The sequence below is a fragment of the Kitasatospora sp. NPDC048239 genome (genome assembly GCF_043202015.1).
GTDB lineage: Bacteria > Actinomycetota > Actinomycetes > Streptomycetales > Streptomycetaceae > Kitasatospora.
Genome location: NZ_JBICZP010000002.1, coordinates 40212 through 57490 on the forward strand (window position 1 = coordinate 40212; position 17279 = coordinate 57490).

15 protein-coding genes are annotated in these 17279 nt (G+C 73.5%); 8 read left to right on the forward strand and 7 right to left on the reverse strand.

Annotated features, from left to right (window positions below):
* The first annotated feature begins 40 nt into the window (after window positions 1-40).
* The 4 genes from ACGFZP_RS04205 to ACGFZP_RS04220 all read left to right on the forward strand — a co-directional run bounded on the left by ACGFZP_RS04205 (window position 41) and on the right by ACGFZP_RS04220 (window position 5195).
* Window positions 41-1051, forward strand: a complete 1011-nt coding sequence (locus ACGFZP_RS04205) for a polyprenyl synthetase family protein (RefSeq protein WP_392928413.1) — start codon at window positions 41-43, stop codon at window positions 1049-1051.
* A 133-nt stretch (window positions 1052-1184) separates the two neighbouring features.
* On the forward strand, window positions 1185-1847 hold the full coding sequence (locus tag ACGFZP_RS04210; protein ID WP_392928415.1) for a response regulator: 663 nt from the start codon (window positions 1185-1187) through the stop codon (window positions 1845-1847).
* Window positions 1848-2164: 317 nt separating this feature from the next.
* Complete coding sequence (locus ACGFZP_RS04215) at window positions 2165-4147, forward strand: 2-oxoacid:acceptor oxidoreductase subunit alpha (RefSeq protein WP_392928418.1); 1983 nt, start codon at window positions 2165-2167, stop codon at window positions 4145-4147.
* A complete protein-coding gene (locus tag ACGFZP_RS04220; RefSeq protein ID WP_392928419.1) occupies window positions 4140-5195 on the forward strand; it encodes a 2-oxoacid:ferredoxin oxidoreductase subunit beta in 1056 nt (351 codons plus the stop codon). Before ACGFZP_RS04215 ends, ACGFZP_RS04220 begins: the two co-directional genes overlap by 8 nt.
* A 70-nt stretch (window positions 5196-5265) precedes the next feature.
* Here the strand turns inward: ACGFZP_RS04220 and ACGFZP_RS04225 are convergent, their stop codons facing one another.
* Both ACGFZP_RS04225 and ACGFZP_RS04230 read right to left on the reverse strand, forming a co-directional pair.
* Complete coding sequence (locus tag ACGFZP_RS04225; RefSeq protein ID WP_392928421.1) at window positions 5266-5646, reverse strand: VOC family protein; 381 nt, start codon at window positions 5644-5646, stop codon at window positions 5266-5268.
* A 168-nt stretch (window positions 5647-5814) separates the two neighbouring features.
* A complete protein-coding gene (locus tag ACGFZP_RS04230; protein WP_392928422.1) occupies window positions 5815-7818 on the reverse strand; it encodes a DUF4157 domain-containing protein in 2004 nt (667 codons plus the stop codon).
* Window positions 7819-8029: 211 nt separating this feature from the next.
* On the opposite strand from ACGFZP_RS04230, the gene ACGFZP_RS04235 reads away from it, so the two are divergent.
* A complete protein-coding gene (locus ACGFZP_RS04235; RefSeq protein ID WP_392928424.1) occupies window positions 8030-10000 on the forward strand; it encodes a hypothetical protein in 1971 nt (656 codons plus the stop codon).
* 32 nt (window positions 10001-10032) lie between these two features.
* Here ACGFZP_RS04235 and ACGFZP_RS04240 read toward each other — a convergent pair whose 3' ends face one another.
* Window positions 10033-10236 (reverse strand): DUF6011 domain-containing protein, encoded by a 204-nt coding sequence (locus ACGFZP_RS04240; RefSeq protein ID WP_392928426.1) that lies wholly within the window; start codon window positions 10234-10236, stop codon window positions 10033-10035.
* Between the two features lie 104 nt (window positions 10237-10340).
* Between ACGFZP_RS04240 and ACGFZP_RS04245 the strand changes: the two genes are divergently transcribed.
* Window positions 10341-11111, forward strand: a complete 771-nt coding sequence (locus tag ACGFZP_RS04245; RefSeq protein ID WP_392928428.1) for a TetR/AcrR family transcriptional regulator C-terminal domain-containing protein — start codon at window positions 10341-10343, stop codon at window positions 11109-11111.
* A 92-nt stretch (window positions 11112-11203) separates the two neighbouring features.
* Here ACGFZP_RS04245 and ACGFZP_RS04250 read toward each other — a convergent pair whose 3' ends face one another.
* On the reverse strand, window positions 11204-11617 hold the full coding sequence (locus ACGFZP_RS04250) for a winged helix-turn-helix transcriptional regulator (protein WP_392928430.1): 414 nt from the start codon (window positions 11615-11617) through the stop codon (window positions 11204-11206).
* 101 nt (window positions 11618-11718) lie between these two features.
* On the opposite strand from ACGFZP_RS04250, the gene ACGFZP_RS04255 reads away from it, so the two are divergent.
* Both ACGFZP_RS04255 and rarD read left to right on the forward strand, forming a co-directional pair.
* On the forward strand, window positions 11719-12570 hold the full coding sequence (locus tag ACGFZP_RS04255) for an SDR family oxidoreductase (protein ID WP_392929625.1): 852 nt from the start codon (window positions 11719-11721) through the stop codon (window positions 12568-12570).
* A gap of 171 nt (window positions 12571-12741) precedes the next feature.
* A complete protein-coding gene (rarD, locus tag ACGFZP_RS04260; protein ID WP_392928432.1) occupies window positions 12742-13731 on the forward strand; it encodes an EamA family transporter RarD in 990 nt (329 codons plus the stop codon).
* Between the two features lie 90 nt (window positions 13732-13821).
* Here rarD and ACGFZP_RS04265 read toward each other — a convergent pair whose 3' ends face one another.
* The 3 genes from ACGFZP_RS04265 to ACGFZP_RS04275 are packed head-to-tail and all read right to left on the reverse strand — an operon-like array spanning window position 13822 to window position 17118.
* Window positions 13822-14766, reverse strand: a complete 945-nt coding sequence (locus ACGFZP_RS04265; RefSeq protein WP_392928434.1) for an ABC transporter permease — start codon at window positions 14764-14766, stop codon at window positions 13822-13824.
* On the reverse strand, window positions 14753-15889 hold the full coding sequence (locus tag ACGFZP_RS04270) for an ABC transporter ATP-binding protein (protein WP_392928435.1): 1137 nt from the start codon (window positions 15887-15889) through the stop codon (window positions 14753-14755). The genes ACGFZP_RS04265 and ACGFZP_RS04270 overlap by 14 nt, the downstream gene beginning before the upstream one ends.
* Window positions 15889-17118, reverse strand: a complete 1230-nt coding sequence (locus ACGFZP_RS04275; RefSeq protein ID WP_392928437.1) for an outer membrane lipoprotein carrier protein LolA — start codon at window positions 17116-17118, stop codon at window positions 15889-15891. Before ACGFZP_RS04275 ends, ACGFZP_RS04270 begins: the two co-directional genes overlap by 1 nt.
* Window positions 17119-17279 lie beyond the last annotated feature (161 nt).

Below are 17279 nucleotides of genomic sequence, written 5' to 3' on the forward strand. Positions count from 1 at the left end.
CCAGGCCGCTAGATCGACCAGGGACAGAGGAGTGGTCTTCGTGACCGTCGTGGGACCCTTTGGGCTCAGCGTGCAGGACCGCGATCTGACCCGCGATGTCCAGGCCGGGATGGACGCGGTCGAGGCCGCCCTCAACGAGGCCGTGAAGAGCGACGTCCCGTTCATCACCGTGACCGCCAGCCACCTCATCGAGGCCGGCGGCAAGCGCTTCCGCCCCCTGCTGGTGATGCTCGCCGCGCAGTTCGGCGACCCCTACGCCCCCGGTGTGGTGCCCGCGGCCGTCGTCGTCGAGCTGACCCACCTCGCCACGCTCTACCACGACGACGTCATGGACGAGGCCCCCGTGCGCCGCGGCGCCCCGAGCGCCAACTCGCGCTGGGACAACTCGGTCGCCATCCTCACCGGCGACTTCCTCTTCTCCCGCGCCTCCCAGGTGCTCGCCGACCTCGGCCCGGAGGCCGTCCGGCTCCAGGCCGACGCCTTCGAACGGCTGGTCACCGGCCAGATCCTGGAGACCGCCGGCCCCGGCCCGGACGACGACGTGCTGCGCCACTACCTCGACGTGCTGTCCGGCAAGACCGGCTCGCTGATCGCGGTCTCCTGCCGGATCGGTGCGCTGATGGCCGGCGCCGAGCCCTGGGTGACCGACATCCTCGCCGCGTACGGCGAGCGGATCGGCATGGCCTTCCAGCTGGCCGACGACGTTCTCGACATCGCCAGCGACGGCCACGAGTCCGGCAAGACCCCCGGCACCGACCTGCGCGAGGGCGTCCCGACCCTGCCGATCCTGCTGCTCCAGCAGATGCCGGCGGACGAGTCCGACCCCGCCGACCACCGGCTGCGCGAGCTGCTCACCCTCGACCTCACCGACGACGGGCTGCACGCCGAGGCGCTGCGCCTGCTGCGCCGACACCCGGCGCTGGAGCACGCCCGCCGGGAGACCCTCCGGCACGCCGAGGAGGCCCGCGCGCTGCTCGACCCGCTGCCGGAGGGCCCGGCCAAGGCCGCCCTGCAGGGGCTGTGCGACGCGGTGGCGATCCGCACCATGTGATCGCCGGTGACGGCCCGGTGATCTTCCGTGACCGGTGCCCGGTGGCCGGGCTCCGGTGTCCGGCTTTGCCGCCCGACCGGCGCGCGAGTAGGGAAGACTGACTCCCGTCAGCTCTGCCCACCGGAAGGTCACCATGCTTCGCGTCGTCATCGCCGAGGACTCCGTACTGCTGCGGGAGGGCCTGACCAGGCTGCTGACCGACCGGGGCCTGGAGGTCGTCGCAGGCGTCGGGGACGGCGAGGCGCTGCTGAAGGCCGTACACGAGCTCTCCGCCGCCGACGCGCTCCCCGACGTGGTGGTGGCCGACGTCCGGATGCCCCCGACCCACACCGACGAGGGCGTGCGCGCCTGCGTCACGCTCCGCGGCCTCTACCCGGAGCTGGGCGTGCTGGTGCTCTCGCAGTACGTCGAGGAGCGGTACGCCTCCGAGCTGCTGGCCGGCTCCACCCGCGGTGTCGGCTACCTGCTGAAGGACCGGGTCGCCGAGGTGCGCGAGTTCGTCGACGCGGTGGTCCGGGTCGCCCAGGGCGGGACGGCGCTGGACCCCGAGGTGGTCCAGCAGCTGCTCAGCCGCAGCCGCAAGGGCGACGTCCTGGCCGGGCTGACCCCGCGCGAGCGCGAGGTGCTGGGCCTGATGGCCGAGGGCCGCACCAACGCGGCGGTGGCCAAGCAGCTGGTCGTCTCGGACGGCGCGGTGGAGAAGCACGTCAGCAACATCTTCCTCAAGCTCGGCCTGGCCCAGAGCTCCGAGGACCACCGCCGGGTACTGGCGGTGCTCACCTATTTGAATTCCTAGCCGGAGCAGCCGGAGCAGCCGGAGCGGCCGGAGTGATCGGCGCGCCGGTCGGTCGCCAAGGCGGCCCGGTCATTCGCGGTCGGTCGACCATTCGTGTCCGGTCGGCCGTTCCCGATCGACCGGACACTGCGAGTACCCCCGGGCGGAATGAACCCGGGGGTTTTTCGCCTTCTACCGACATACGGAGGTGATTTCCCGCCGCATGGGGCAGTTCCGTCCCAGGCAATCCTTACCCGCATAGGATGCGAGAGGTGCACCAGGCGGACGGGGCACACGGCTCACGCCCGCGGCTGGTTCCCACGAGGAGGTCCGCGGCAGTGACCAGTCAGGTCGATCAGTCAGAGGCAGTGGACGGCTCGGACGGCGACGAAGGCCGCTCCGGGCCCGGTGAGGGCCGCTCCGGTCCCACCGTGCCGCCCACTTCGCAGCCAAGGCGCGCCAAGCCGATCCGCAGACTGGACCGGGTGATCATCCGCTTCGCGGGAGACTCCGGGGACGGCATGCAGCTCACCGGTGACCGCTTCACCTCGGAGACGGCGTCCTTCGGCAACGACCTCTCCACCCTGCCCAACTTCCCGGCCGAGATCCGTGCCCCTGCCGGCACCCTGCCGGGCGTCTCGTCCTTCCAACTGCACTTCGCCGACCACGACATCCTGACCCCGGGGGACGCACCCAACGTCCTGGTGGCGATGAACCCGGCCGCCCTCAAGGCCAACCTGCCCGACCTGCCGCGCGGCGCCGAGATCATCGTCAACACCGACGAGTTCACCAAGCGCGCGCTGGCCAAGGTCGGCTACCCGGCCGACCCGCTCGCCGACGGCTCGCTCGAGGCCTACCACCTGCACAAGGTGCCGCTGACCACGCTGACCCTGGAGGCGCTCAAGGAGAGCGGCCTGGCCCGCAAGGACGCCGAGCGGGCCAAGAACATGTTCGCGCTGGGCCTGCTCTCCTGGATGTACCACCGGCCCACCCACGGCACCGAGTCCTTCCTGCGCAGCAAGTTCGCCCGCAAGCCGCAGATCGCCGAGGCGAACATCATTGCCTTCCGGGCGGGTTGGAACTTCGGCGAGACCACCGAGACCTTCGCGGTCTCCTACGAGGTGCCGCCGGCCAAGCTGCCCCCGGGCCGCTACCGCAACATCTCCGGCAACCTCGCGCTGTCCTACGGCCTGATCGCCGCCTCCGACCGCTCCGGGCTGCCGCTCTACCTCGGCTCGTACCCGATCACCCCGGCCTCGGACATCCTGCACGAGCTGAGCCGGCACAAGAACTTCGGCGTGCGCACCTTCCAGGCCGAGGACGAGATCGCCGGTATCGGTGCGGCGCTCGGCGCGGCCTTCGGCGGGGCGCTCGGGGTGACGACCACCTCGGGCCCGGGTGTGGCGCTGAAGAGCGAGACCATCGGCCTGGCCGTCTCGCTCGAACTGCCGCTGCTGGTGGTGGACATCCAGCGCGGCGGCCCGTCCACCGGCCTGCCGACCAAGACCGAGCAGGCGGACCTGCTGCAGGCGATGTTCGGGCGCAACGGCGAGGCGCCGGTGCCGATCGTGGCCCCCGCGACCCCGGCCGAGTGCTTCGACGCGGCGCTGGAGGCGGCCCGGATCGCGGTCACCTACCGCACCCCGGTGTTCCTGCTCTCGGACGGCTACCTGGCCAACGGCTCCGAGCCGTGGCGCATCCCAGCCGTCGAGGAACTCCCGGAGATCAAGCCGGACTTCGCTACCGGGCCGAACCGCGAGGACGGCTCCTTCTGGCCGTACCAGCGCGACCCCAAGACGCTGGCCCGCCCGTGGGCGGTACCCGGCACGCCCGGTCTGGAGCACCGGATCGGCGGCATCGAGAAGCAGGACGGCACGGGCAACATCAGCTACGACCCGGCCAACCACGACTTCATGGTCCGCACCCGCCAGGCCAAGGTGGACGGCATCGCGGTGCCCGCCCTGGAGGTCGACGACCCCAGTGGCGAGGCCAGGGTGCTGGTGCTCGGCTGGGGCTCGACGTACGGCCCGATCACCGCGGCGGTCCGCCGGGTCCGGGCGGACGGCGGCCGGGTGGCCCAGACGCACCTGCGCAACCTCAACCCGTTCCCGGCCAACCTGGGCGCGGTGCTGAGGAGTTACGACAAGGTGATCGTCCCCGAGATGAACCTCGGGCAGCTGGCCCTGCTGCTGCGTGCCAAGTACCTGGTGGACGCGCAGTCCTACAACCAGGTGCGTGGACTGCCCTTCAAGGCAGCGCAGTTGGCGGACGTGCTGTGGGCGGCGATCGGCAACCTGGAAGGCGACGAGAGCGATGACTGACGACCGGTTCCCCTCGCTGAAGCTGGTGCCGAAGGCCGAGGCGCCGCAGAGCGGCAAGGACTTCAAGACCGACCAGGAGGTCCGCTGGTGCCCCGGCTGCGGGGACTACGCGATCCTGGCCGCGGTGCAGGCGTTCATGCCGGAACTGGGGATCAGACGGGAGAACACCGTCTTCGTCTCCGGTATCGGGTGTTCCTCGCGTTTCCCGTACTACATGAACACCTACGGGGTGCACTCGATCCACGGCCGGGCGCCGGCGATCGCCACCGGGCTGGCCTCGGCGCGGCAGGATCTCAGCGTCTGGGTGGTGACGGGTGACGGCGATGCGCTGTCGATCGGTGGGAATCATCTGATTCATGCGCTGCGGCGCAATGTGAATCTGAAGATCCTCTTGTTCAACAATCGCATCTACGGACTTACCAAGGGGCAGTATTCCCCCACCAGTGAAGTCGGAAAGATCACCAAGTCCACGCCGATGGGTTCGCTGGACGCCCCGTTCAACCCGCTCTCGCTGGCCATCGGGGCGGAGGCCTCGTTCGTCGCCCGCTCGATCGACTCGGACCGCCAGCACCTGCAGGCGGTGCTGCGGGCGGCCGCCGAGCACGAGGGCACGGCGCTGGTGGAGATCTACCAGAACTGCAACATCTTCAACGACGGCGCGTTCGAGGTGCTCAAGGAGTCGGGGACGCGCGACGAGGCGCTGATCCGGCTCGAACACGGGCAGCCGATCCGCTTCGGCGCCGATCGCTCGCAGGGCGTCTTCCGCGGCGCGGACGGCGAGCTGTCGGTCGCCGCGGTCACGGCGGAGAACGAGGGCGCCGTCCTGGTGCACGACGCCCACGCCGACAGTCCGACGACGGCCTTCGCGCTCTCCCGGATCGCCGACGCGGACACCCTCCACCACACGCCGATCGGCGTCCTGCGCAGTGTGCGGCGCCCGGTGTACGACGAGCTGATGGCGAACCAGCTGGCCACCGCCGCCGCCCAGCGCGGGCCGGGGGACCTCGCGACGCTGCTAGCCGGCGGGGACACCTGGACGGTCGACTGAGCGTCGGGCGGGCTCCAGCACGGCGCCCCCGGTCGGAGAACCATCCGACCGGGGGCGCCGTCGTGTGCCCCTACTGCTGGACCCACTCGACCAGCTCGATCACCACCCCGTTCGGGTCGGTGACCTGGAACAGTCGCTCACCCCACGGTTCCTCGCGCAGCGGCATGGTGATCTCGACCCCTTCGCCCTGCAGCCGGGCCTCCTCGCCGGCCAGGTCCTGCACGGTGAAGGCCAGCATCAGCCCGGCGGCGTGCTGGTCCCGGAACCCCTCGGGCAGGACCTCAAGGCCGCGCCGCAGGTAGATGACGTTCATCCCGGCATCCTCGCGACCGAGTGAGGCGAATCCGTCGGCGGCCATCTGCTCGGTGAATCCGAAGTGCCTCCGAAGGAACGCGGAGGACGCGTCGACGTCCTCGACGGTGAGCGCAACGGCGGACGCGGTGATCTGCATAAAAGAGGTGCCTCTCGTCGGCGATTATCCCGTACGCAGTACACTATACATAGTACGGAGAATCGCGCAAGAGTTGTCCCCAGCCCTGTGGAGCAGCCCTGTCCGGACCCGGATCCGGACCCGGATCCGGATCCGGACCCGGGGCCGTCCCGGCCTTACCTTCGGGCCCTAGTCGAAGGCGCGGCCGATCCGCCCGCCGAGGGCGCCGCCGCCCAGCGCACCCGCGAGGCCGAAGCCCAGGCCGCACAGCGCCAGGGCGATGCCGCCGGTCGCGATCCCCAGGCCGACGCACAGCCCCGCGCCGAACGCGCCCAGGGCCGTGGCCCCCACGAAGCTCCCCGCGGCGCGGCCCTGGGTCTCCCGGCGGTTCGCCCCCTCCGCCGTCACCACCTCGCGGACCGCCAGCCCGGCGCCGACCACCACCAGGGCGCGCCCCACGAAACGCAGGGCCGTGCCGGCCGCACCGGCCAGCGGTGCGCCCTTGGCCTGGTTGGCGGTGATCGACAGGATCTCGGGACCGCGGGCGCCGGAGCCCGCGGCCAGATCCAGCGCGACCACCACCTCCTGCTCGGCCGCGAGCCCGGTCTGACCGGTCCGCTTGAGGATCTCGTTGACGCGGATGACGTCGTTCGGGTCGATCCGCACCCGGACCACGTAGAGGCGCTGGGTCGCCACCGGAGGCAGCACCTTCACCCCGGCCGCGGGCTCCAGCTCGGTGAGCGACAGCAGCGGACTGGACGGGGTGGCCCCGTGCACCGTCGCGTGGATCTGGGTCACCGTCCGCAGGAGTGCGGCCTCCTCCTGGGTGAGCGCGCTGACGCCGCCGGCCCGCAGCTTCGCGGACAGCCGCGACAGCTGGCCGTAGTCGACCCCCCGCACCTTGAACTGTTCGAAGGCCTCGGCCCCCTCCGCGAAGTCGCCGGCCTGGCCGAGCCGCGGCCGCAGCTCTCCGCGCCCCGGCCCGACGAACCTGGTGAAGACGTTCGAGGTGCCGGGAGCGACGTTCCCGGGCAGCGGGTCCACGTACCGCAGGGCCCCCTGGCCGGCCGCGGTCGACGCACCCGCGAGGTAGGGCGCCACCCACGGCGGCAGGTCGGAGTCCTGGCCGGCCCCGGACGGCTGCGCGTACGCCAGGGGCTGGAGGACCTCGTACGTCACCCCCACCGGGACGACCTGCTCGCCCGCGGACTGCTCGCCCGCGGACTGCGCGGCCGGCCGCGCCCCGGTTGCCGCAGCCCCTGTCGGCGCGGCTGCCGGTGCGGCCGGGCGTGCGGCGGGGGAGCCTCCCCGGGCCACCGCGCGGTACCGCTCCAGAAGCTCGTCGCGCTCCGCGTTGAGCCGGCGCAGCTCCTCCGGGGGAAGGCTCTGGTCGGCCAGCTTCCGCTCGTTCTCCAGGATCTGACGCCCCAGGTCCTCCGCCGTCGCGGGCTGGCGCCGGAGGGTCGGCCCGGCGGCGGGTGCGGACCGGGTGCGCCGGTGCTGCGCGACGTGGACGAGTTCGTGCGCCAGCAGCCTGCGGTCCGCGGCGGCGCCCGGCGACCAGTGCCGACTGCCCAGGACGATGTGCTCGCCCACGGTGAAGGCCTTCGCCTGGACGGCGTTCACCGCCGCGTCGGCCGTCGGTCCGGTGTGCAGCCGCACCCCGGAGAGGTCGATGCCCAGGCGCGGTTCGAAGAACGCGTGGTCCGACGGGGTGAGCGGCCGTCCCGCCTGGCCGAGCACGGCCGTCGCCGCCGCCGGTGCGGGCGACGGGCCCGGGCCTGCTCCGCCGTCGGTCTCCGGGGAGCGCAGGAGGGTGTGGTCCTCCGACTCGCAGGTGCAGGCGCCGGGGCAGCGCCGCAGCACGGCCGGGCCGCTGGGGCCGATGGTGCTGGCGCCGCTCGCGCCGCCGCCGTGGTGATCGGGCGTGCCGCCTGCGACCAGGCGCGCGGCCAGCTGGTCCGCCTCGTGCTCCAGCGGGTCGTCGACCGATCCGACCAGGGCCTTCGCTCGGAGCGGCGTCCCGCTGAAGTCCGCCGGTGAGGGGCTCGGGCGCGCCGCTGGACCGGGGGGCGCACCGCAGCCGCCGCGCGCGGTGCCGACGTGGGTGGGCCCTGCGCCGGGGAGGGCCTCCGGCGGCTCGACCGAGGGCCTGCTGTCGGCCCGTCGCCGGAGGAGGTTCGTGTGGTCCATCGGCTTCTCCTGGCCTGGATGCCGGTGCTTTCCGGCTGCGATCAGCCCTCCAGTGGTACCCGCCCGAGGGTCCGACGAACCGGCTGATGTCACGTGATGTGACGGATGGTTGGCGGAGCGTGGCCGGGTGGGGTGATCATCCGGCGCCGGCCACCGCCGGATAGCCTCGTCCGCGCACGCGTCGGAACAGGGCAGAGGGGGGCCACGGCTTATGGAGCACGCGGAGAGCCACGACGATCGGCGACTGGCGGCGGAGGGCGAGGTGGCGATGGCCCGGCTGGCCATCGACTCCGGGGACCTCCCGCACGCCGCCGACCACCTGGCGGATGCCATGGCCGTCGACCCGCAGCTGCCGGAACTGCACGAGGCGCTGGCCGAGTTCTGCGCCCGGGCGGGTGGCCCGGTGGCGGCGCGGGAGTTCTTCCCGCTCGGCGAGCAGGTCTACCTGGGCACCCTCGTCTGCCGGGCCCACGTCGAGGCCGTCGCGGGCGACTGGGACGCCGCGGTGGGGCTGCTGGCCTCGGCGATCCAGTTCGAGCCCGCCCAACCCTGGGCGCACGCCGCCTGGTTGACCCGGGAGGACCTGCCGGGGTTGGTCTCCGCCGACGCGGTGGCCCAGGCCGCGGCCCGGGCCTCGGGCTCCCTCGCGGACCCGCTGGACGAGGAACTGCGCCCGGCCGTCGAGCCGTTCGAGGCCTTCGTGCGGGCCGTGGCGGACCGTCACCCCGAGCACCCGCTGCTGCTCGCCCTGGCCTCCGGGCTGACCAGGCGCCTCGGCGACACCGCCCGCGCCGTCGAGCTCGCCGAGCACGCCCACCGGCTCTCGCCCGACTACCTCCCCGCCGTCATGCTCGGCAACGCCCTGCGCGCCCACGGGGAGCCCGGCCGGGCCCTGGCGGTCTGGGAGGCCGAACTGGCCCGCGACCCCTCCAACAGCTATCTGGCCGTCGACATCGCCGAGTTGTACGGGACGACCGGGCGGCCCGCCGAGGGCCTGCCCTGGCTGGAGCGCGTCCTCGACGCGGAGCCCGAGCACCCCAAGGCCGCCCCGGCCCTGTACGGCCTGCGGCACGCCGTCGAGGGGGGAACGGCTCAACTGCTGGCCCTGGTGGACCATCACCGGGCCCACCCCGAGCACGAGTACGCGGCCGAACTGCTGTCCCGGCTCAGTCGTCACCAGCCCTGGCTGGGCATCGTGCCCGGGGCGACCGAGGCGTCGGTCAACGTCCTCCACCAGTTCCTGGCATCGTCGGATGCGACCCGGGACAGCCGGATCGCCTTCACCGCCTCCGATCTGGAACCGCCCAGTTCGCGGTCGGCCCTCCTCCTCGCGCTGCCCCTGGCCACCATCGAGTACGGGGCGATCCCCGAACCCGACCCCCGGGTGCCCCTGCGCGAGGTCGGCATCCGGATCTGGGACTACGACGGAGCCGTACCGCGCCCGGCCGTCGCCCCGCCGTCGGCGGCATCCGCCGAGCTGGTCCGGGACACCGCCGAGGTCGCCTGGCCCGGTCTGCCGGCCGCCTACGACCACGCGGTCCGGCTCGCCCAGGTGCCGCTGGACGACCTGCTAGGGGTGCTGGCCCACCCGCCCGCGCCGCGCGAGGACGAACTCGGCCGGGCACTGCTGGCCCACCAGCCCGAACTGTGGGTCCGCGCCGTCCAGGCCTTCGCCTGCCTCGGTATCGCCCACCACCGCACCGACCAGCCCTGGGAGGGATCGGACCGCCGCCGGGTGCTGCTCGACCTGCTGCTCGGCTCCGAGGACTGGGTGGTCGAGGCGGCCGGCTTCGCGCTGGTCGCGATCGCCTGGACCCAGCCGGAGACCCGGGCCGATGTCGGCGCCCGGCTGGTGGAGCGGCTGAGCTACACCGGCGAGGCGGCCCGGCACCGGGACGTGACCATCCTGCGGTCGGTCTGCACGCTGGTGCGCGCCTGTCCGTGGCTGGACGAGGACGCCCTCGGACTGGCGGCGTCCCTGATCGAGCGCGACGAACGGGACCACGCTGCCGGGCAGGCCGAGCAGGACGGGCAGGCCGAGCAGGACGGGCAGGCCGGGGTGGACGGCGGTCGCGAGCGGGCCGTCGGCCTCGGCAGCGCCCCGGACCTGGTGGCCGCACCGGCCCCCGAGGCCCCGGCCGCCCGCCCGGGTCTCCTCAGGCGGCTCTTCGGCAGGCGCTGACCAGCCGCCCCCGCGCCCGGCGTGGACGGACCCTAGCCCATCCCCGGCAGCGGATCCTGCTCGACGTGGTGGCGGGGGACGCGCTCGGAGGTGTCGCGGCAGCCGGGGCCGAGTCGGAGCAGACGGGACTCGGGATCGTGGAGCGGGCGGTGGCAGCGCCGACAGGTGACGTGGGGGCGCAGCAGCTCCTGTTCGGGCGGGGTGCCGGGCAGGGGAGTCGGTCCGGGGCTGGTCATGGCCCGAACCTAGCCGGACGCCCGCCCGCCGTCACGGCTCCCGGCCGGACGGGGCCCGGCCGGACGGGGCCGGGCCCGGGCCGTCGCCGTGAAAGGATTCGCGCATGGCCACCGACCGCAGTAGCGCAGGAGACCCCGCGCGCACCCTCGCCCTGCTCTGGGGGCTGACGGCGGCCGAGAAGCCGGGCCGGCGCGGGCCGCGCCAGGCGCGCTCGACGGAGGAGATCGCCGCCTCGGCGATCGCGCTGGCCGACGCCGAGGGCGTGGACGCCGTCACCATGCGCCGGGTGGCCCAGGAGCTCGGGCTCTCGGCGATGGCGCTCTACACGTACGTGCCGGGCAAGGCCGAGCTGCTCGACCTGATGCTGGACACCGTCTACGCCCGGATGCCCCGGACCGCGCCCGCGGACGACGGCTGGCGCGCCCGGGCCACCGCCGTCGCCGACGACAACCGCGCCCTCTACCGCGCCCACCCCTGGGTGGCGAGCGTTTCCACCAGCCGCCCGCCGCTCGGGCCGGGGCTGATGGCGAAGTACGAGTACGAGCTGCGGGCCCTGGAGGGCGCGGGCCTGTCCGACGTGGACCTGGACGCGGCCCTCACCCACCTGCTCGGCTTCGTCCAGACCTGCGCGCGGATGGCCGCCGACGGACGCGCCGCCGAGCAGGACAGTGCGATGAGCGACGAGCAGTGGTGGGTCGCCAACGCGGAGCTGCTCGCCCGGGTCTTCGACGCCGAGCGCTACCCGACCGCCGCCCGTGTGGGCGCCGCCGCCGGGGAGGCCCACGGCGGCGCGTACAGCCCTGACCACGCCTACGTCTTCGGGCTGGCCCGGGTGCTGGACGGGCTGGCGGCACTGGTCGAGGGGAATCTGTAGACCGGTCGGTATAAGCAGACCGGTCCATCCATGTAGACCGGTCGGTCTATTCCGGCCCCCTGTTCCGGCCCCGCTCGGCATTCCGGCCCCGCTCAGCGCGGCCGGGCGTCGTACTCCGCGCGGGCCGTCAGGACGGCGGGGACGCGGGACTCGGACCAGTGCGCCAGGGCGGCGACCAGCTGGGCGGCCTCCCGGCCGAGCGGCGTGAGGCTGTAGTCGACGCGGGGCGGGATCACCGGGTGGGCCTCGCGCAGGACGAAGCCGTCGCGTTCGAGGGTCTGCAGGGTCTGGGCGAGCATCTTCTCGCTCACGCCCGACACCCGGCGGCGCAGCTCGCTGAAGCGGTAGCCGCGCTCCTCCAGCGCCGCCAGGACGAGGACGCCCCAGCGCGTGGTGACGTGCTCCAGGACGCCGCGGGACGGGCACATCCGGTCGTAGACGTCGGGCGGGGGCAGTTCGCCGAGAGGGGCGGCCGCCCGGCCCGCCGCCGGGGTCATTACCTTCATGCCAGTACCGTACTTTGAAGTTCGTACTTTCGAAAGGTTAGTGCAGTCCCTAGGGTTAGTTGCGAGGTCAACGAAGCAGCGAAGCCAACCCAGGGAGCAACATCATGTACGTCGTCACCGGTGCCACCGGACAGCTCGGCCGCCTGGTCGTCGAGGGCCTGCTGGCCAAGGTCCCCGCCGGCGAGGTGGCGGTGGCCGTGCGTTCCGCCGCGAAGGCCGCCGACCTCGCCGACCGCGGGGTGGGCGTCCGGGTGGTCGACTACGACCGCCCCGAGAGCCTGGCCGACGCCTTCGCGGCCGGCGACCGGGTGCTGCTGATCTCGGGCAGCGAGGTCGGCCGCCGGATCCCGCAGCACCGCGCGGTGGTGGACGCGGCGCGCGCAGCCGGTGTCGCGCTGCTCGCCTACACCAGTGCGCCGGGCGCGGCCACCTTCCGGTTGGCGGACGAGCACAAGGAGACCGAGGCGGCCATCCGCGAGTCCGGTGTGCCCTTCGCCCTGCTGCGCAACGGCTGGTACACCGAGAACTACCTCGGTGACGCGGCCGGCACCGCGGCGCGCGGCGCCGTGATCGGCAGCGCGGGGCAGGGCCGGGTGGCCAGCGCCCCTCGTCGGGACTACGCGGACGCCGCCGTCGCGGTGCTGCTCGGCGAGGGCCACGAGAACCGGGTCTACGAGCTGAGCGGCGACACCGCCTGGAGCCTGGCCGAGCTGGCCGCCGAGCTGGCCGAGGTCTCGGGCAGGTCCGTGGAGCACCGCGACGTGACCCCGGCCGAGCACCGCGAGGTGCTGGTGGGCGCGGGCCTGCCGGAGGGCTTCGCCGAGATCCTGGTCGACGTGGACGCCGGTATCGCCCGCGGCGAGCTGGCCGGCACCCCCGGCGACCTGGCCCGGCTGATCGGCCGCCCGACCACGCCGCTGGCGGAGAGCGTCCGCGCGGCCCTGGGCGCCTAGGCCCTCCAGCCGCCCCGGGCCCAACCGGCGCCCGACGCGCGCCGGCACCGTCCCGGTGTCGGAGCCGGCGCGCGTCATGTCATGACCAAAAGGCGGATACGTAGATGACAGCCTGCCCCCGCGCCCGCTACCGTCGGCTCGACACACGTGCGCGCGGAGGGCAGGCCGTCGATGGCAGAGACAACCCAGCAGGACGCCGGTCGAGGCCTCTGGTTCGGCGTCGCCGCCTACGGGATATGGGGGCTCTTCCCGCTCTTCTGGCCGCTGCTGGAGCCCGGGGCCGCGGACGACATCCTGGCCAACCGGATGGTCTGGTCCCTGGTCGCCGTGGTGCTCCTCCTCCTGGCCCAGCGGCACTGGGGCTGGATACGCCCGCTGCTTCGCCAGCCCCGCCGACTCGCCATGTCGGGTGCGGCGGCCGCCGTGATCTCGGTCAACTGGGGCGTCTACATCTGGGGCGTCAACGCCGGGCACGTCGTGGAGACCAGCCTCGGCTACTTCATCAACCCGCTGGTGACCATCGCCTTCGGCGTGCTGGTGCTCAAGGAGCGACTGCGGGCCGTGCAGTGGACGGCCGTCGGCATCGGCGTCCTCGCCGTGGCGGTGCTGACCATCGGGTACGGGCGGCTGCCCTGGATCGCGCTCACCCTGGCGCTCTCCTTCGCCACCTACGGGCTGCTGAAGAAGAAGGTCGGACTCAGCGGGCTGGAGAGCCTGGCGGTGGAGAGCGCCTTCATGTTCCCGTTCGCGCTCGGGTACCTGGTCTACCTGGAGGTCGTCGGCCGAGGCACCTTCGGGCACACCGTGCCCGGCGAGTACGGCTGGGGGCACTCGGGGCTGCTGCTGATCAGCGGGGTGATCACCGCGATCCCGCTGCTCTTCTTCGGCGCCGCCGCGATCCGGGTACCGCTGACCATGCTCGGGCTGCTGCAGTACCTGGCGCCGGTGTTCCAGTTCCTGATCGGCATCGCGGTCTTCCACGAGTCCATGCCGCCCGCCCGCTGGGCCGGCTTCGCCCTGGTGTGGGCGGCGCTCGCGGTGCTCACCTGGGACGCGCTGCGCCGGGTGCGGGCGGACCGCGTCGAGCGGGCGGCCCTCCTGGCGCGGGCGGCGGCGGTCCACGACGCCGTACCCGCCACCGCCCCGGCGGCCACCCGCTGACGGAAGCCCACACGCCCCCTCCTCCGCGGACCGAAACCCCACGGGCCCCCGCCGACAGCCGTCGACGGGGGCCCGCTGCCAGGCACCGCGCTACGCCGTGATGTCCCGGCTGGTGAACCGCGACCACGCGGCCGAGCCGAACACCGCGACATAGGCGGCCTGCAGACCGAGGTTCTTCAGTACGCCGTCCCAGTACATCGGTGCGCGCAGCAGGTCCCCGAAGGTCAGCCAGTGATGGGTGAAGAGGAACGGCTGGATCGAGTGCAGCTGCGGGAAGCTGTCCAGGATCTGCACGGTGATCACCAGGCCGACGGTCGCGGCCATCGCCGCGATGCCGCTGCCGGTCAGCGTCGAGATGAACAGCCCGATCGCCACCAGCCCGGCCAGTGAGGCCGCCACCACCGCGGCGACCAGCACCGCCCGCAGCAGCGCGGAGCCGAGGCCGATGGTGTCACCGGAGATCAGGGTGACCTCGCCGAGCGGGAACAGCGCCGCGCCCGTGGCGAGCGCCGCCAGCGCGACCGTCGCCGTGGCCGCCAGGCAGAACACCAGGCCGGCGGTGAACTTGGCGGCCAGCAGCCTGGTCCGTCCGGCCGGCGCGACCAGCAGGTAGCGCAGCGTCCCGCCGGCCGCCTCGCCCGCGACGGAGTCCCCGGCGACCACGCCGACCGTCATGGGCAGGAAGACCGGCAGCGCCACCGCCAGCGCGGTGAAGACCAGGAACAGGCCGTTCTGCGTCACCTGCGCGATGAAGGCGGGGCCCTCGCCGCCGCGCGGCCCGTCCGTCTCGATCTTGACGACCACACCGATCAGGATCGGCAGCACCGCGAGGATCGCCAGCAGCACGATGGTGCGCACCCGGCGGAAGGTCAGCACCAGCTCGCTGCGGAACAGCGCCAGGAACCCGGCCGCCGTCTGCGGCCGCCGCCCGACCACCGGCCCGGCGGCCACCCGGGCCCCGGAAGCCCCGGCGCCCGCGACCCCGGTACCCGCAACCCCGGAAACCCCCGTCCCGGCAACCTCAGCCCGCGACATCGAAGCCCTCCCCGGTCAGCGCCACGAAGGCGTCCTCCAACGTCCCGCGCTCGACCCCGAAGCCGCGCACCCGCACCCCGGCCTCGACCAGCGCCGCGCACAGTTTGGGCAGCATCTCGTCGGTCGCCGCCTCCGCGGCCGCCGCGCCCTCGGCGGGCACGCCCAGCACGCCGTCCACCCGGCCCTCGCCGGCGGCCACATCGGCCACCCCGTAAGCCGTCAGCAGGTCGGCGGCCTGCGCCACGTCGGGCGTCCGGACCACCAGTCGGCCCTGCGCCCGCGCGGCCAGTTCGGCGACGGTGCCCTGGACGATCAGGCGCCCGCGCGACATCACCGCCGCGTGGGTGCAGACCTGCTCGATCTCGTCCAGCAGGTGGGAGGAGAGGAACACCGTCGTCCCCTCCGCCGCGACCTCCCGGATCAGCGCCCGGATCTCCCGCATGCCCTGCGGGTCGAGGCCGTTGGTCGGCTCGTCCAGTACCAGCAGTTCACGCGGCTGGAGCAGCGCCGAGGCCAGCCCGAGCCGCTGCTTCATCCCCAGCGAGTACGCCCGCGCCTTCTTGCCCGCGGCGGCGGTCAGCCCGACCCGGTCCAGCGCCTCGGTGACCCGTTGGCGCCGGGTGCGCGGGTCGGCCGTCGGATCCGCCGCGTCGAAGCGCGCCAGGTTGTCCCGGCCGGAGAGGAAGCCGTACAGGGCCGGGCCCTCGATCAGCGCGCCGACCCGGGGCAGCACGGTGGCGACGGACTGCGGCATCGACTCACCGAGCACCGTGGCCACGCCGGAGGTGGGCGCGATCAGCCCCATCAGCATCCGGATGGTGGTGGTCTTGCCGGAGCCGTTCGGGCCGAGGAAGCCGAAGACGCTGCCCCGGGGCACCGTCAGGTCCAGCCCGTCCACGGCGAGCTGGCCGCCCCGGAAGCGCTTGGTCAGACCCCTGGCGCTGATCACACTGTCGGATTCGGAGAAGCCGACGGCAGGAGCGACGGCAGGGGCACCGGACGGAGCGCCGGAGGAAGCACCGGACGGAGCGACGGCGGGAACGGCCGCGGGGGCCGGGCGCACCTCGGCGCCCCGCCCCCCGGCCGGCTCCGTAACGTCCCCCGTTACGGGAGCCTGGGTCATTACTTCACCCCGGCCGCACTCTGCAGCACCGGCAGCGTCACCGCACCGGCGAACACCCGGCCGTCATCCGTGACCAGCACGTTCAGCACCTTGGTGCTGATCAGCGTGCCGCCCTTGACGGGCTTGCCGAGCGACTTCACCAGGCCCTGGACGCTCTGGCCGCCGCCGTTGCCCCGGCCCTTGTCGCCGTGCCGGCCCGGCTTGCCGGAGTCGGCCGGAGCGGTGGCGTCACCGCTCGGCAGCCGGGTGCTCAGCACCGTCGTCCAGCCCTCGCCGACGACGTTCAGGTCGCCCTTCTCCGCGGAGGCGCCGGGAGCCTGGTGGCCCTCGCCCCGCCCGTCCGCCTTCTGCTCCGTCACCTTGGCGCCCTTGGGGGCCGAGAACTCGAAGGACTTGGCGGCCGGCTTGGCGAACGAGACGTCCTTGAAGTGGACGTCCAGCACGGTGGAGCCGTCCGTCCCCCTGACCACCACTGCGAGCGGCACGCCGTTGTCGGCGGCCACCGCGATCCGCACCTCGCCGATGGTCGAGCCGGACTGGGTCGGCTTCACGCTGAGCTGGTACGCCTTCTGCCCGGCCACGCTCGCCGTGCCGTCGACGGTGACGGCGGTGGTGCCCGCGCCCGCCGCGAGGAACTGCCGGGCCGCCTCGGCCGGCGTGGCCGGGACCCCGGTCAGCGGGGCGCCACCCTGGTGGCCGCCGGACCGTGCGCCCTGCGGAGCCGTCAGGTGCACGGCCTCGTTGGTGGCGCTGTCCCACGCCCAGACCTGGTCGCCGTTGTGCACCAGCTCGTACTCGGACAGGTTCTCGATCAGGCCGATCCGCTGCCGGTCCGGGCCGTCCACCGCCACCCGCAGGGTGTGGTCGCCGCCGAGCAGGCCGGCCAGCTTGGCCTCCGGCGCGGCCGAGGAGGAGCCGCCGGAGCCGCCGGAGCCGATCCCGCCGCCCGCGGCGGAGAACAGCTGGCCCGGGACACCGAGGTCCGCGGAGACCGTGACCGTGCCGGAGAGCGTCTGCGCCTGCGAGCCGAGGGCCTTCGCCACCACCTGCTCCGCCGTCAGCGCGGGCAGGTTCGGCGGCGAGTCGTCCGCCAGCGCCGGCACCAGTCCGATACCGGCGGCGATCGTGCCCGCCACCACCAGCGGCACCGCCACCCGTACCGCGGTGCGCCGCCCGGACCGGTAGGGCACGCCGCCCTGGTGCTCCTGAGTCGCCGTGTCGTCCGTCATACGTCCAACCCCTCCGTAACCGTGACCGAATAGCCCTGACCGACTGCCTGTACCCCTCCATTACACGGCCGCGGGCCGCCGGAGTCATCGCCCTGCAGGGCCAGATCGGGGTCGGTCTCCCGTCGCATCCGACCCTGATACCTCCTCAGGGTTCGCTCCTC